The sequence below is a fragment of the Pseudomonas sp. S30_BP2TU TE3576 genome (genome assembly GCF_050436025.1).
GTDB lineage: Bacteria > Pseudomonadota > Gammaproteobacteria > Pseudomonadales > Pseudomonadaceae > Aquipseudomonas.
Genome location: NZ_JBNDLK010000001.1, coordinates 1809948 through 1825614 on the forward strand (window position 1 = coordinate 1809948; position 15667 = coordinate 1825614).

The 15667-nt window shown below is 59.3% G+C and carries 14 protein-coding genes; 10 read left to right on the top strand and 4 right to left on the bottom strand.

Annotation, left to right across the window (positions count from 1 at the left end; translation table 11 throughout):
- Positions 1-67: 67 nt before the first annotated feature.
- The gene (locus ABIA48_RS08265) at positions 68-2266 is read left to right on the top strand and encodes a hypothetical protein (protein WP_429487847.1); all 2199 of its coding nucleotides are present in this window, start codon (positions 68-70) and stop codon (positions 2264-2266) included.
- Positions 2267-2550: 284 nt separating this feature from the next.
- On the opposite strand, the gene ABIA48_RS08270 is transcribed toward ABIA48_RS08265, so the two are convergent.
- Complete coding sequence (locus tag ABIA48_RS08270; RefSeq protein ID WP_108227850.1) at positions 2551-2856, bottom strand: DUF2288 domain-containing protein; 306 nt, start codon at positions 2854-2856, stop codon at positions 2551-2553.
- A 352-nt stretch (positions 2857-3208) separates the two neighbouring features.
- On the opposite strand from ABIA48_RS08270, the gene ABIA48_RS08275 reads away from it, so the two are divergent.
- From ABIA48_RS08275 to ABIA48_RS08295, 5 genes are all read left to right on the top strand, one after another.
- Positions 3209-4336 carry a branched-chain amino acid ABC transporter substrate-binding protein gene (locus ABIA48_RS08275; protein WP_429487850.1) on the top strand — a complete coding sequence of 376 codons (1128 nt, stop codon included), beginning with the start codon at positions 3209-3211 and terminating at the stop codon, positions 4334-4336.
- Between the two features lie 227 nt (positions 4337-4563).
- Entirely contained in the window at positions 4564-5487 is a 924-nt protein-coding gene (livH, locus tag ABIA48_RS08280; RefSeq protein WP_007992413.1) for a high-affinity branched-chain amino acid ABC transporter permease LivH, read from the top strand.
- Entirely contained in the window at positions 5484-6740 is a 1257-nt protein-coding gene (locus ABIA48_RS08285) for a high-affinity branched-chain amino acid ABC transporter permease LivM (protein ID WP_413424486.1), read from the top strand. Before livH ends, ABIA48_RS08285 begins: the two co-directional genes overlap by 4 nt.
- Complete coding sequence (gene livG / locus ABIA48_RS08290) at positions 6737-7504, top strand: high-affinity branched-chain amino acid ABC transporter ATP-binding protein LivG (protein ID WP_007992411.1); 768 nt, start codon at positions 6737-6739, stop codon at positions 7502-7504. Before ABIA48_RS08285 ends, livG begins: the two co-directional genes overlap by 4 nt.
- Entirely contained in the window at positions 7505-8206 is a 702-nt protein-coding gene (locus ABIA48_RS08295) for an ABC transporter ATP-binding protein (RefSeq protein ID WP_108227855.1), read from the top strand.
- A gap of 187 nt (positions 8207-8393) precedes the next feature.
- Here the strand turns inward: ABIA48_RS08295 and ABIA48_RS08300 are convergent, their stop codons facing one another.
- The gene (locus tag ABIA48_RS08300; protein ID WP_429487853.1) at positions 8394-9302 is read right to left on the bottom strand and encodes a LysR family transcriptional regulator; all 909 of its coding nucleotides are present in this window, start codon (positions 9300-9302) and stop codon (positions 8394-8396) included.
- A gap of 105 nt (positions 9303-9407) precedes the next feature.
- Here ABIA48_RS08300 and ABIA48_RS08305 point away from each other — a divergent pair, with 105 nt between their 5' ends.
- On the top strand, positions 9408-10007 hold the full coding sequence (locus ABIA48_RS08305; protein ID WP_429487855.1) for a short chain dehydrogenase: 600 nt from the start codon (positions 9408-9410) through the stop codon (positions 10005-10007).
- A gap of 35 nt (positions 10008-10042) precedes the next feature.
- Here the strand turns inward: ABIA48_RS08305 and ABIA48_RS08310 are convergent, their stop codons facing one another.
- Positions 10043-10411, bottom strand: coding sequence for a hypothetical protein (locus tag ABIA48_RS08310; protein WP_429487858.1), 369 nt, complete (start codon positions 10409-10411; stop codon positions 10043-10045).
- Positions 10412-10587: 176 nt separating this feature from the next.
- Here ABIA48_RS08310 and ABIA48_RS08315 point away from each other — a divergent pair, with 176 nt between their 5' ends.
- Positions 10588-11256 (top strand): COG3650 family protein, encoded by a 669-nt coding sequence (locus ABIA48_RS08315; protein ID WP_429487859.1) that lies wholly within the window; start codon positions 10588-10590, stop codon positions 11254-11256.
- A gap of 95 nt (positions 11257-11351) precedes the next feature.
- Complete coding sequence (locus tag ABIA48_RS08320; protein WP_429487861.1) at positions 11352-12965, top strand: NAD(P)/FAD-dependent oxidoreductase; 1614 nt, start codon at positions 11352-11354, stop codon at positions 12963-12965.
- 142 nt (positions 12966-13107) lie between these two features.
- On the opposite strand, the gene ABIA48_RS08325 is transcribed toward ABIA48_RS08320, so the two are convergent.
- Entirely contained in the window at positions 13108-14205 is a 1098-nt protein-coding gene (locus ABIA48_RS08325) for a PLP-dependent cysteine synthase family protein (protein ID WP_429492817.1), read from the bottom strand.
- 247 nt (positions 14206-14452) lie between these two features.
- Here ABIA48_RS08325 and nhaA point away from each other — a divergent pair, with 247 nt between their 5' ends.
- Entirely contained in the window at positions 14453-15640 is a 1188-nt protein-coding gene (gene nhaA, locus ABIA48_RS08330) for a Na+/H+ antiporter NhaA (RefSeq protein WP_429487863.1), read from the top strand.
- Positions 15641-15667 lie beyond the last annotated feature (27 nt).

Here is a 15667-nt window from a genome sequence, read left to right on the forward strand (position 1 = left end):
ATTCTATTCCGTGACGGTTCGACGACAGCAAGTCGGCCAACCAACCAGCCCAGGTAGATGGCGAACAATGACTTCTAAAAACAACCCGGCCACTGCGGTAACCGATCTGACGTTGAGCCCCGCGGCCAACAGCCCGTCATCACCGAAGCCATTGATTCAATCCCGTCCGTTGGCGACCCAGCAATACCTGTACTTCACCGAAACCAACACCGACCGCATCCTCGATAACCTCGACGGCCTGCGCGACATGGTGTTCCCGCGTGCACCGCATCTGGATGGCGACAACGAACAGCACAACGATCAGGAATTCCCGTCGGTGTGCCTGATCGGCCTGGGCCGCTGCGGCTCGAACATTGCGCTGGACGTGGCGGAACTGGTGTACAACGCCCGCAAGTTCTACCTCAACGAATTCAATAACGAAGACCGCTTGTCGCCGGACAAGCGCTTTGCCGAAAAGGGCTACAGCCCGGCCCAGTGGATTCGCAACAACCTGCGCCTGGGCCAGAACAAAAACACCAAGCCGGTGTTTCTGGTCGAGCCACTGGTGATGCTCGGCGACCTGGACAAGGACATTGCAGGGCGCATCCGCTTCTCGCGCAAGGGCGAAAAAAGCGGCTTCCTGCGCGACTACAGCAAGATGAAGATCATGGACTTGTCGGAAGTCCACGCCGGTGGCGCCGGTAACGCGCCGATCCTCGGCCAGTACCTGGCCAAGATCATCCTCAACAAGGACACCCAGCGTTTCTCCAGCCCTGACTGGAAGATGATTCACTCGTACCTGATCGACAGCTGCGGCATCAAGGCCAACCAATCGCGCCTGTATTTCTCGATCTTCAGTGCCGGCGGCGGTACCGGTTCGGGCATGGCCTCGGAGTTCGGCCTGGCCCAGCAGCACTCGTACATGAACAAAACGTTCGACACCAAGCCGATGGACGAGCACGACAGCAAGAGCGGCCATTCCTTCGTCTTCGAACCGATCTTCACCAGTGGCATCTGTGTACTGCCGAACATTTCCGATCACCGCAGTGAAATGTCCGAGGCGCTGCACATCAACGCCGGCCGCCTGCTGTGCAAATACCTGTCGGAAGAGTGGGACTTCTCCTACAACTTCGCCAACGAAGACAGCAGCGAAGCCAGCGTCATGGGCCGCATCCGCCCATGGAACGCGATGATGCTGATTTCCAACGACATCATGCGTTACGCCGAAGAGAACGATGACGGCAATATCCAGAACATTGATGTCAATGCCATGGAAAAGCATGCCAACCAATACATCTCGCAGCAGATCTTCAACATTCTGACGGCCCAGGCGGTTACCACCGACTACGACCAGAACTATTTCCGTCGCGCCGGCATCGACATCGGCGAAACCATCCGCCTGGACGCCAACGACCTGTTCATGAGCCTGGCCGGCCCGGTGGCAATTGCCTATGCCGAGTCCGTGGTGCCGGAAACCCCACCGCCGAGCAGCGACAAATTCAAGGTGTTCGAGAAAGAGCCGCAGCGCCTGAACATCGACGACCTGTTCTTCCGTTCAATCGACCTGCCGCACTTCAACAAGGTCACCCAGGCCATCGAAGGCATCAGCCTGTTGCCGATCGAATCCAAGCGCTATCGTGCGTCGCTGGAGCAGTACAAGAACTCGGGCTACGACGCGGCGGCCCTGCATGACCTGCACTTCTTCAAGAATTGCTCGTCGGTGGTGTCGATCGTTTCCTTGCCGAAGGACTACAAGCTGTCCTATATGGATCTAAACCGGTTGAAGACTCACCTCAACAGCCTGTTCCCCAACACCACGCTCAAGCGCTACGCGCTGGTGATCGGCGCCTCGGCCAACCTGTCGCTGACCACCCTGATCGCCAAGAGCCCGTGCCTGTCGGACGACTTCCTGACGTTGATCGTCGCCTTCATCAAGCGCTGCTTTGCGAAGTCGGCGTACCGTTTCGACGAAACCCTGGACAACTCGATCCTGGACTTCATCGTCCAGGAGGAGTTCGACGAAGGCCGCATCGACGACTTGCTCAACGAGTTCGAGAACCCGGCGAAGATCCTCGATACCAACTGGTACGCGATCAAGCCGATGTATGAGAAGAAGTACCGCGAGCTGATCAACGACAAGGAAAAATTCGTCTCGATCAACGACATCCGCCTGTCGCGCGATTGCGTGAAGAAAGCAATCAAGTACCTGCGCGAGATCTACCGTCACCGCATTGGCAAGACCAAGGTTATTTCGCTGAATAACCATACGGGCAAGACTGCTTACTAAGCGTCGCCCCCATTCGCGAACAAGCCCGCTCCCACATTCGACTGCATTCCTTCTGGAAGAACACGGTTAAATGTGGGAGCGGGCTTGCTCGCGAAGGCGGCTTTGAAAGCAGCACATATCAACATTCAGAAACAATTGAGCAGCTGTTCAGTTGCCCTCCCAACTGTTCCCGTTACGTTTACGTCACCGTGAAGCTGTGGCCTTTCTCCACGGCAACATGCCATCACGCTACTCGGCTACACACTTTTCCCCTTGAAAAGAGCGCACCAAGAAGGTGCAACCTTTTAAGCCTGCGCCCTTTCCTGAATCAGAATCCACGGCGAAACAACCACCGCCCACAACTGCGGATCACGTTCAAAAAGATCCAGCGCCCGCGTTTCAGACAGCTTGGCGAGCTTGTCAGCGGCCAGCCAGGCGGCCACTTTCTCCCCTTCATCCTGGGCAACGGCCTCGGCGGCGGCGATCAAATCCAGGCCGGGATCGACCCACAATAGGGCACCCTTGGCGAAGAACGGCTCCAGCTCTTTCCAGGTAATAGATGCGGTTTCACCAAGCAGCTTGGCATAGAGGGTGCTAGGTTCTTGATTCATGGGACTGTCCGGAAAAGAAATCGACGCGAATGATACCGTCGGTGGTCGGGCAGAAAAACCCGGATGCAATTGAGTGACCGAAATGAAAAGCGCAGGAAAGCCAGGGAATGCACTGAATCCGGCTATAAGCCCCTCAACGCCCCCGCCGCAATTCTGTCTTTTACTTTCAATAAAGCGACACTTGCAGGTTTTGCCCCCCGGCGCCGCCTTCCCAGGCCGACAATCGGCGCTCTACACTGTACCGGTACAGTTGCCGAGGGGCTTTTCCGGGGGAATGTCGCAGCTATCTGACCCGGTTCTGCTGCCCGAGGCGCCAGGACTATAAAAACTACAACAGTAAGAGTGGAGCACTATGACTAAGGCTACTAAGCAGATTTCCAAACTGTTTGCCGCTATGGTTCTGGCCGGGGTTGCCAGCCATTCGTTCGCAGCTGACACCATCAAGATCGGCATCGCCGGCCCTAAAACCGGCCCGGTCACTCAATACGGCGACATGCAGTTCATCGGCGCCAAGATGGCCATCGAGCAGATCAACGCCAAGGGCGGCGTCGACGGCAAGATGCTCGAAGCCAAGGAATACGACGACGCGTGCGACCCTAAACAAGCCGTGGCCGTCGCCAACAAAGTGGTCAACGATGGTGTGAAATTCGTTGTAGGTCACCTCTGCTCCAGCTCCACTCAACCGGCTTCGGACATCTACGAAGACGAAGGCGTGATCATGATCACCCCTGCTGCTACCAGCCCGGACATCACCACCCGGGGTTACAAAATGGTGTTCCGCACCATCGGTCTGGACAGCGCCCAGGGCCCTGCCGCCGGCAACTACATCGCCGACCACGTCAAGCCGAAAATCGTAGCGGTGCTGCACGACAAACAGCAGTACGGTGAAGGCATCGCCACCGCCGTGAAGAAAACCCTCGAAGGCAAAGGCGTCAAGGTTGCCGTGTTCGAAGGTCTCAATGCCGGTGACAAGGACTTCTCCTCGATCATCCAGAAGCTCAAGCAAGCCAACGTCGACTTCGTCTACTACGGCGGCTACCACCCGGAGCTGGGCCTGATCCTGCGCCAGTCCCAGGAAAAGGGCCTGAAAGCCAAGTTCATGGGACCTGAAGGCGTCGGCAACGATTCCATCTCGCAAATTGCCCAGAACGCTTCAGAAGGCCTGCTGGTGACCCTGCCGAAATCCTTCGACCAAGACCCTGCTAACAAGGCTCTGGTTGATGCGTTCGCCGCCAAGAAGCAGGACCCGAGCGGCCCGTTCGTGTTCCCGGCTTACTCGGCCGTCGAAGTGATCGCCGAAGGTATCAAGTCCGCCAAGAGCGAAGACACCTCCAAGGTGGCTGAAGCCATTCACGCTGGCACCTTCAAGACCCCGACTGGCGACCTGAGCTTCGACGCCAAGGGCGACCTGAAGGACTTCAAGTTCGTGGTCTACGAGTGGCATTTCGGTAAACCAAAGACCGAAGTTTCGCCTCAGTAAACTGGCTCCATAAGTAATAGAGCCCACTGCGCGAGCAGTGGGCTTTGTTTTACGAGATTAATGAGTCAGAGTCCCGCGATCCGGGAGCTGACTTGCCTGAAAATCTTAAAACCGTCACCAGCGGTTCGCTGGCAAACGCTTGTGCGAAGGTGGCCACAGACCACACAGCCCGGGCCGGAACATGACTCCACCAGTGAAATGCGTATCAGGTTTTTAGGAGCGTTGTAATGCCTGAGATCTATCACTTCTTCCAACAGCTGGTTAATGGGATGACCATTGGCAGCACCTATGCCCTTATAGCCATTGGCTACACAATGGTTTACGGCATTATTGGAATGATCAACTTCGCCCATGGCGAGGTCTACATGATCGGTTCCTACGTGGCCTTCATCGTCCTTGCCGGACTGGCCATGCTGGGTATCCATTCTCTGCCACTGTTGATGACCGCCGCATTCCTGGCGACCATCGTTGTTACCAGTGCCTACGGCTACAGCATCGAACGGATCGCCTACCGCCCCCTGCGGGGCAGTAACCGCCTGATCCCGCTGATCTCGGCCATCGGCATGTCGATCTTCCTGCAAAACTCCGTACTGCTCTCGCAGGACTCCAAGGACAAATCGATCCCCAACCTGATTCCGGGCAGCTTCAGCTTCGGTCCGGGCGGCGCACAGGAAGTGCTGATCTCCTACATGCAGATCCTGGTGTTCGTGGTGACCCTGGTGGTGATGCTCTGCCTCACCCAGTTCATCTCGCGTTCACGCCTGGGACGTGCCTGCCGGGCCTGTGCCGAAGACATCAAGATGGCCAACCTGCTGGGCATCAACACCAACAACATCATCGCCCTGACCTTCGTTATCGGTGCCGCCCTGGCGGCCGTGGCGGCTGTATTGCTCAGCATGCAGTATGGCGTGATCAACCCGAACGCCGGATTCCTGGTGGGCCTCAAGGCCTTTACCGCGGCGGTACTGGGTGGCATCGGCAGCATTCCGGGCGCCATGCTCGGTGGCCTGGTGCTGGGGGTGGCCGAAGCATTCGGCGCCGATATATTCGGTGACCAGTACAAGGACGTGGTGGCTTTCGGCCTTCTGGTTCTGGTGTTGTTATTCCGGCCAACCGGCCTGTTGGGGCGTCCGGAGATTGAGAAAGTATGACTAGGAATCTTAAACAAGCGCTGTTCAGCGCCCTGCTGGTCTGGGCCGTGGCCTATCCGGTACTCGGTCTGAAACTGTCCATCGCCGGCATCAACCTCGAAGTACTGGGTGCCAGTACCTCTACGCTGTTCATCATCACCGCCAGCTCGGTGCTGATGTTCCTGCGGGTGCTGTTCGACAAGCAGTGGAGCACCATGATGAAGTCAGCGCCGAAAGGCTCGCTGGTTTCGCCGAAGGTCAGCCACTTCATGACCCTGCCCAGCACCCAACGCTGGATCATCATGGGGTTGATCGTGGTCGCTCTGGTGTGGCCGTTCTTCGGCTCGCGCGGTGCGGTGGATATCGCCACGCTGATTCTGATCTATGTACTGCTCGGTCTGGGCCTGAACATCGTGGTCGGTCTGGCGGGGTTGCTCGACCTGGGCTACGTCGGTTTCTACGCGGTGGGCGCCTACAGCTATGCGCTGCTGTCGCACTACTATGGCCTGAGCTTCTGGATCTGCCTGCCGATCGCCGGGTTGATGGCGGCCACCTTCGGTTTCCTGCTGGGTTTCCCGGTACTGCGTTTGCGCGGTGACTACCTGGCGATCGTGACCCTGGGCTTCGGTGAGATCATCCGTCTGTTCCTGCGTAACCTGACAGACCTCACCGGCGGACCGAACGGCATCAGCAACATTCCCAAACCGTCGCTGTTCGGCCTGAGCTTCGATAGAACGGCCGCCGAAGGCATGCAGACCTTCCACGAGTACTTCGGCCTGACCTACAACCCCGTCAGCAAGGTGGTTTTCCTCTACCTCGTTGCGTTGTTGCTGGCGCTGTTCGCGCTGTTCGTGATCAACCGCCTGCTGCGCATGCCGATCGGTCGTGCCTGGGAAGCCTTGCGTGAAGACGAAATCGCCTGCCGTGCCCTGGGCCTGAACCCGACCGTGATCAAGCTGTCGGCCTTCACCCTGGGTGCCTGCTTCGCCGGTTTCGCCGGTAGCTTCTTCGCCGCGCGTCAAGGGCTGGTCACGCCAGAATCGTTCACCTTCATCGAGTCGGCCACCATCCTCGCCATCGTGGTGCTGGGCGGCATGGGCTCGCAGTTGGGCGTGGTCCTCGCGGCTGTCGTGATGATCCTGTTGCCCGAGCTGATGCGTGACTTCAGCGAATACCGCATGTTGATGTTCGGCGCCCTGATGGTGCTGATGATGATCTGGCGTCCTCAAGGTCTGCTGCCCATGCAACGTCCTCACATGGAGCTGCGTAAATGAGCCGCGAGATCCTTAAAGTAGAAAATCTGAGCATGCGCTTCGGCGGTTTGCTGGCGGTCAACGGCGTAGCCCTGAGCGTGAAGGAAAAGCAGGTCGTGGCTCTGATCGGCCCCAACGGCGCCGGCAAGACCACCGTGTTCAACTGCCTGACCGGCTTCTACAAGCCGAGCGGCGGCAGCATCCTGCTGGACGGCGAGGCCATCGAGGGCCTGCCCGGCCACAAGATCGCCCTCAAAGGCGTGGTGCGTACTTTCCAGAACGTGCGGCTGTTCAAGGACATGACCGCGGTCGAGAACCTCTTGATCGCACAGCACCGTCACTTGAACACCAACTTCCTGTCCGGCCTGTTCAAGACCCCGTCATTTCGCAGAAGCGAACGCGAGGCCATGGAGTACGCCGAGTACTGGCTGGACAAGGTTCACCTCAAGGAGTTCGCCAACCGTCCGGCCGGCACCCTGGCCTACGGTCAGCAACGTCGCCTGGAAATCGCCCGCTGCATGATGACCCGCCCTCGGATCCTCATGCTCGACGAACCAGCCGCCGGCCTGAACCCGAAGGAAACCGAAGACCTCAAGGCGCTGATCAGTGTGCTGCGTGAAGAACACAACGTCACCGTGCTGCTGATCGAGCACGACATGAAACTGGTCATGAGCATTTCCGACCACATCGTCGTGATCAACCAGGGCACCCCCCTGGCCAACGGTACGCCGGAACAGATCCGCGACAATCCTGAAGTGATCAAAGCCTACCTGGGGGAAGCGTAAATGCTGCAGTTCGAAAACGTTTCCACCTTCTACGGCAAGATCCAGGCCCTGCACAGCGTCAACGTCGAAGTCCGTCAGGGCGAGATCGTGACCCTGATCGGCGCCAACGGTGCCGGCAAGTCGACCCTGCTGATGACGCTCTGCGGTTCGCCGCAGGCCCACAGCGGCAGCATCCGCTACATGGGTGAGGAACTGGTCGGTCAGGACTCCTCGCATATCATGCGCAAGAGCATTGCCGTGGTGCCGGAAGGTCGTCGGGTGTTTTCCCGCCTGACAGTGGAAGAAAACCTCTCCATGGGGGGGTTCTTCACCGACAAGGGCGATTATCAGGAACAGATGGACAAGGTCCTCGGACTTTTCCCGCGCCTGAAAGAACGCTTCGCCCAGCGTGGCGGCACCATGTCCGGCGGCGAACAGCAAATGCTCGCCATCGGCCGTGCGCTGATGAGCAAGCCCAAGCTGTTGCTGCTCGACGAACCTTCTCTGGGCCTGGCACCGATCATCATCCAGCAGATCTTCGACATCATCGAACAGCTGCGCAAGGACGGTGTGACCGTGTTCCTGGTCGAACAGAACGCCAACCAGGCGCTGAAGATCGCTGACCGCGCCTACGTTCTGGAGAACGGCCGGGTGGTGATGCAAGGCACCGGCGAAGCGCTGCTGACCGACCCGAAAGTGCGCGAAGCGTACCTCGGCGGCTAAGCCTTTGCGGTAAAACAAAAAACGGCCTTTGCAGGCCGTTTTTTTATGCCTGGCACCTTTTCCACAACGTTGAAGATCCCTTGTGGGAGCGGGCTTGCTCGCGAATAGGGAGGGTCAGTCGACATTGTTGTTGTCTGACACGCCGCATTCGCGAGCAAGCCCGCTCCCACAGGTTTTATGCAATCCATTACAAGCGGTCCAACACCTCCCCACTGCGCTTGAACCAGCCAATCAAATAATCCGCCAGCACCTGCGTGCGCTTGGGCAACCCACCCTGATACGGATGCACCAGGTACATCGGCATGCTACGGGTCTGATAATCGCGCAGGAGCCATCGCAAACGCCCGTCGGCCAGTTCTGTTGGCAAACAGTAGGATGGCAGGCGCGCAATACCGGCGCCGACCAGTGCGGCTTTCTTCAACAGGTTGTAGTGGTTGCTGGCGAACGGCCCCGACACCTTTACCCGCAATAACTCGTGCTGCTGGTGATACAACCATTCTTCACGGCCGCTGTAATGGCTGTTGAGCAGGCAGCGATGCCCGGCCAGCGCCTGGGGCGTTTGCGGTTCACCGTATTGCTCCAGATAGGCCGGGCTGGCACAGGTCAACTCTTGCCACGCCAGCAGTGGACGCGCCACCAGTCGTTGGTCAATGGCCACGTCCGAGCGAATCGCCAGGTCGAAGCCGTCACGGGACAGATCGCGGTAACTGTTGTTGAGCTCCAGTTCGATCTGCACCTGAGGGTATTTGGCGGAGAACTCCAGCAACAGGCCATCGAAGAAGGTTTCCCCGAGCGACACCGGAACCGTCATCCGCACCGGACCAGTCATGTCGTCCTTCAGACGCGCCAGGGCCTGACGCGCCCGCTCGACTTGCACCACCAGTGCCTGGGCCTGAGGCAACAACGCAGCCCCGGCCGCGGTCAGGCTCAAGCGGCGGGTGGTACGCTGCAACAGCACCACGCAAAACTGCGCTTCCAACTGGCTGATACGCTTGGACAACTGGCCTTTGCTGCAACCGAGCTGCTGCGCCGCCAGAGTGAAACTTCCTGCTTCGATCAATACGGCGAACGCGGCCAGGTCATCCATCTCGCTCACGGATTGTTTCCATTTGAAAACCAAAGGTTGCCTATTAGTGCGCTTATCCCAAGAAAAAACCACCCTAAACTAAAACCTCGTTCAACCCACACGAGGATCACCCCTATGAAAATTCTTTTGATCGGCGCAAACGGCACCATCGGTTCGGCAGTCGACAAGGAGCTGTCCCCACGCCACGAAATCATCCGCATCGGTCGCACCAGCGGCGACTTTCAGGTGGACATCAGCGACAGCGCCTCGATTCGCAAACTGTTCGAGCAGACCGGCAAATTCGATGCGCTGGTGTGTGCCGCCGGCAACGTGACCTTTGCGCCGCTCAACGAAATGACCGCAGAAAGTTTTGCCCTGGGCCTGAAAGACAAACTGATGGGCCAGGTCAACCTGCTGCTGATCGGCCGCGAATTCGCCAATGACGGCGCCTCGTTCACCCTCACCAGCGGTGTCCTCAGCCACGATCCGATTTACAGCGGTGCCTCGGCAGCGCTAGTCAATGGCGCGCTGGACAGTTTCGTCCGCGCCGCCGCCATCGAGCTGCCACGTGGCCTGCGCGTGAACTCGATCAGCCCCAACGTGCTGGTCGAAGCCATGGGCAAATACGCACCGTACTTCCGCGGCTTCAAGCCGGTTCCTGCGGCGGATGTGGCATTGGCCTACGCCAAAAGTGTGGAAGGGTTGCAGACGGGCCAGACGTTTCACGTGGGTTGAACTGGCTCGGCATGCGGCGCTGCTTCAGCGTCGCATCAGGGTGTCGAAGGCTCCAGCAATGTGGGCAGAAGATCGCGGGCAATTTTGCGCGGCACGACTATCATCAGCCCCGGGCCTTCGATCACCGAATGAATCATCGTGTTCGATACCGCTATGCCGTTGATCGAAAGCTGCAAGTAATTATGCATTTCCTGGTGCGTTACGAGGGCCAATCGGCGCTGCGCGTCGGGGCTTAGCTTCACTATTAGCCCCATGCTATCCGGATTCGCATTGTCAGCCCGTCTGAGTTCCAGCGTCATTTCGGTAAAGTCCGTCTCCGATGAAAACGCGATTTCTGCCGCTAGACACTGTAGCGCCCCCAACATTGCTAACACTGCAAAAACCAGCTTGCCTGCACTTTTCATACGACCTCCTCTCACAGAAAGGTCGACGAGGTTACGGCAAAGTCCCTCTCGCCCTGGTGCCTGAAGTAAAGCCGAATGTTACTTGCGCAGCTTCGCTCCGGTGACAAGTCCAACTCATGGGTTGTGGTGAACGGTCAGCCTGAGTAACGTGGCGGCACTTGTCAGGAGACCCAAAGATGCGTGTTGCCCGTTCCTTAGTCCTCATTGCCCTGCTTCCGCTGTTCGCCGCTTGCCAGTTGTTCGAGGGTGAGCGGCAGAGCGCCTCCCATGTCGGCCAGACACGCATGCAAGGCCAGTTGACCGCGGCTGACGGCAAACTGGTGTTCCAGCCGTGCAACCAGGCAAACCGCTATGTGGTCAACGACACGGGCGGTACCAGCGTCCTGCAACAGTCCGCAAGCCTGGCGGATAAGCAGGGCAAGCTGTTTACCGACGTGCGCGGGCGGGTTGTGGCCGGCAGCGGCGGTGACGGCCAGCTCGATCTGGAGCAGCTGTACCGCGTCGAACGATCGGGCAGCGCGTGCGACGATCCGAATTTCAAGCAACTGATCCTGCGCGCCGCCGGCCACGCCCCGGAATGGAGCGTGAAAGTCAGCGGTAAAGGCATGGTCATCGACCGCGCCGGTCAGCCTCCCCTCGCCGTGCCCTACGTCGAAGAACAACTGGGCGACGGCCGCTTCAACCTCAGCACCGAAGCCAACAATCAGCACATCGAGTTGTGGGTCGCACCGCAACGTTGCGTCGACAGCGGCACTGGCAGCATCCAGCACATGAGTGCCGAACTGCGTATCAACGGCCAGGTGCAGCGCGGTTGCGGGTATTTCGGCGGATCGCGCGACGACTGATCGTTTAAGCCTCACGGGACTGCGCCATTGCGGCTTATAATCGCCGGCTTCAAACGCCCTGGCGCAGTTGTGCGCCCCGCGAACCGGATCCCGCCATGTTACGAATCACCGAACTCAAGCTGCCGATCGACCATCCCGATGAAGACCTGCGCCCTGCCATCGTGCAGCGCTTAGGGCTTGCCAGCGATGACCTGCTCGATTTCACCTTGTTCAAGCGCAGCTACGATGCGCGTAAAAAGTCCTCCGAGCTGTGCTTCATCTACACCATCGACCTTGAAGTTCGCGATGAGGCGGCGGTGCTGAACAAGTTCGCCGATGACCGTAACGTCAACGTGGCACCGGATGTCAGCTACAAAATGGTCGGCCAGGCGCCGACCGATCCGAGCACGCGTCCGATCGTGGTCGGCTTCGGCCCGTGCGGGATTTTCGCCGGGCTGCTGCTGGCGCAAATGGGCTTCAAGCCGATCATCCTTGAACGTGGCACCGAAGTGCGCCAGCGCACCAAGGACACCTGGGGCCTGTGGCGCAAAAGCGTGCTCAACCCGGAATCCAACGTGCAATTCGGCGAAGGCGGCGCGGGGACATTCTCCGACGGCAAGCTCTACAGCCAGATCAAGGATCCGAAATTCCTCGGCCGCAAAGTCCTGCACGAGTTCGTCAAGGCCGGTGCACCGGAAGAAATCCTCTATGTCAGCAAGCCGCACATCGGTACGTTCCGCCTGACCGGTGTGGTGGAAAACATGCGTGAGCAGATTCGCGCCCTCGGCGGCGAAGTGCGCTTCCAGCAGCGGGTCACCGACGTGTTGATCGAAGACGGCCAACTGATCGGCGTCGAACTCAGTGGCGGCGAGCAAATCCACTCGAAACACGTGATCCTGGCCCTCGGCCACAGTGCCCGCGACACGTTCCGCATGCTCCACGGCCGTGGCGTGTTCATGGAAGCCAAGCCGTTCTCGGTGGGTTTCCGCATTGAGCACCCGCAGTCGCTGATCGACCGCGCACGCCTGGGCAAGTACGCCGGCCACCCGAAACTGGGCGCCGCCGACTACAAACTGGTGCACCACGCCAAGAACGGCCGGTCGGTCTACAGCTTCTGCATGTGCCCGGGCGGCACCGTGGTGGCGGCGACGTCCGAGCCGAACCGCGTAGTGACCAATGGCATGAGCCAGTACTCGCGTAACGAGCGCAATGCCAACTCCGGGATCGTCGTCGGCATCACCCCGGAAGTCGATTATCCGGGCGGCCCACTGGCCGGTATCGAGTTGCAGGAGCGCCTGGAATCCCACGCCTTTGTGCTGGGCGGCAGCAACTACGAAGCCCCGGCGCAACTGGTCGGCGATTTCATCGCGGGCAAACCGTCCACCGAACTGGGCAGTGTCGAGCCGTCCTACAAGCCGGGTGTTGCCTTGGGCGATCTGGCCCTGGCCTTGCCAGCGTTCGCCATCGAAGCGATTCGCGAAGCCTTGCCGGCATTCGAGAAGCAGATTCGCGGTTACTCGCTGCACGACGCGGTGTTGACCGGGATCGAGACCCGCACCTCCTCGCCGCTGCGTATTACCCGCAATGAGTCGATGCAGAGCCTGAACGTGAAAGGCTTGTTCCCGGCCGGTGAAGGTGCCGGTTATGCGGGCGGGATTCTGTCGGCGGGTGTCGACGGAATTCGCATTGCAGAAGCAGTGGCCCGGGACATCCTCGGTCTCGAGGCCTGATTCTAGCAATCTGAAACAACACAAAACCCTGTGGGAGCGAGCTTGCTCGCGATAGCAGTAGATCAATCAACATAAGTGTTGAATGTGATACCGCTATCGCGAGCAAGCTCGCTCCCACATTGCTTTCTGTGTCAGATGGATTTCAGATATTGGCGCGCAAAACCGAGTCCGGCAGCGGCTCCCCTTTCTCCACCGTCGCGGCCACCGCAGCCATCGAACCACTCAACTCATACCCCTGGGCCTTGAGCCACTCCGGATCGTAATAGGTCGTGGCGTAACGCTCGCCGCTGTCACACAGAATCGCCACCATCGACCCCGTCTCCCCAGCCGCTTTCATGTGCTGAGCGGCCATCAAGGCGCCGATCAGGTTGGTCCCGCTCGACCCGCCCACATGCCGCCCCAGACGCTCGGCCAGGTAGTGCATGGCCGCCAGTGACAGTGCATCCGGCACCTTGACCATGGCGTCGATCACCTTGGGCAGAAACGACGCTTCCACACGCGGCCGGCCAATGCCTTCGATGCGCGAGCCGTGATCCAGGCGCAGGCTGGCATCGCCGGTCTGGTAGTAATCGAAGAACACCGAACGCTCGGCATCGGCACACAGCACACGGGTGCAATGCTGGCGATAGCGCACGTATCGGCCCAACGTGGCCGTGGTGCCGCCAGTGCCTGGGCTGGAAATCAGCCAGCTCGGCTCGGGATGCTGCTCGAAACGCATTTGATGAAAGATCGACTCGGCGATGTTGTTGTTCGCCCGCCAGTCGGTGGCGCGCTCGGCATAAGTGAACTGGTCGATGAAATGCCCGTCGTGCTCACGCGCCAGACGCTCGGACTCGGCGTAGATCTGGGTCGGATCGTCCACCAGATGGCTTTGGCCACCATAGAAGGCGATTTGCGCGATCTTTTCTTTGGACGTGGTCGCTGGCATCACCGCAATGAACGGCAAGCCCAGCATGCGCGCGAAATATGCTTCGGAAATCGCCGTGGAACCGCTGGAAGCTTCAATGACCGGCGCTCCGGGTTTGAGCCAGCCGTTACACAGCGCATACAGGAACAGCGAGCGAGCCAGGCGGTGCTTGAGGCTGCCCGTGGGGTGGCTGGACTCATCCTTGAAATACAACTCGATGCCCGGAAAACCCGGCAGCGGCAAGGGGATCAAGTGGGTGTCGGCGCTGCGCTGGAAATCGGCTTCGATGATCCGGATCGCTTCGCGGGACCACTGTCGGTTGTCGCTCATGATGGTTTTCTCGTTGAATCGGGCAGGAGTCGGCCTTTTAACAAGGCTCATCCAACAAGCTTAGGAAAAAACCTACATCCAGCACAGGTACAGCTGAGGTTCAATACGCCCGGCAACTGCTAGGCTCAGGTCGCAGCTGACGGATCACCCTGTAACGGTATATAACAAAAAAGAATATAACTTTTGTTTTAACAACTAACAGTACTTGTTAGGGTGTAACACCTTTTGAACTCACAGATGGAGAGCGACCTTGCCTCTGCGTAGCACTTTCACGCGTTTCTTTCAGTTGGAAGCTGCCAGCGGTCTGTTACTGATCGCCGCTGCCGTTCTGGCTCTAATCATCAACAACTCGCCGCTGTCGTGGTTGTACAACGGCCTGCTGGACACCCCCGTGGTGGCCCAGATCGGCGCGCTGAAAATCGCCAAGCCGTTGCTGCTGTGGATCAACGACGGCCTGATGGCGCTGTTTTTCCTGCTGATCGGCCTGGAAGTGAAGCGTGAAGTCCTCGACGGCCAGCTGTCCAAACCGTCGCAAATCGTCCTGCCCGGTGCCGCCGCCATTGGTGGCATGGTGGTGCCGGCGCTGATCTACTGGTACCTCAATCGCGACACGCCACCGGCCCTGAACGGCTGGGCAATCCCGACCGCCACCGACATCGCGTTCGCCCTTGGCGTGCTGGCACTGCTGGGTAAACGGGTTCCGGTCTCGCTGAAGCTGTTCCTGATGACCCTGGCGATCATCGACGACCTCGGCGCGATCATCATCATTGCGATCTTCTATTCCGGCGCGCTGTCGACCCTGTCCCTGGCGCTGGCTGCGGCCTGTATTGCGACACTGATCGGGATGAACCGGTTGGGCGTGGTGAAACTCGGGCCCTACATGATCGTTGGCTTGATTCTCTGGGTCTGCGTGCTCAAGAGCGGTGTCCACGCCACGCTGGCCGGCGTGACCCTGGCCTTCTGCATTCCGTTGCGCACGAAAAATGCCGAACCCTCGCCCCTGCTGACCCTGGAACACGCCCTGCATCCGTGGGTGGCCTACGGCATCCTGCCATTGTTCGCCTTCGCCAATGCCGGCCTGTCCCTGAGCGGCGTCACCGTCGAAAGCTTCACCCACCACGTACCCATGGGCATCGCCATCGGGCTGCTGCTGGGCAAAACCGTCGGTGTCTTCGGCCTGACCTGGCTGGCGGTGAAGACCGGTATCGCCGCCCTGCCCCAAGGCGCCAACTGGGGCCAGATACTGGGCGTGGCGATTCTCTGCGGCATCGGGTTCACCATGAGTCTGTTTGTCGGCTCGCTGGCCTTCGAGCCGGGCGTGAGTGATTTCGCCGGGATGGATCGCATGGGCATTTTGACTGGCTCCATCCTGGCTGCGCTGATCGGTTATGCCGTGACGGCGATGGCGAGTCGCAAAAGCACCGCACTGGCCTCCTGAAAAACAGCGACAAATCCTGGCGTCATT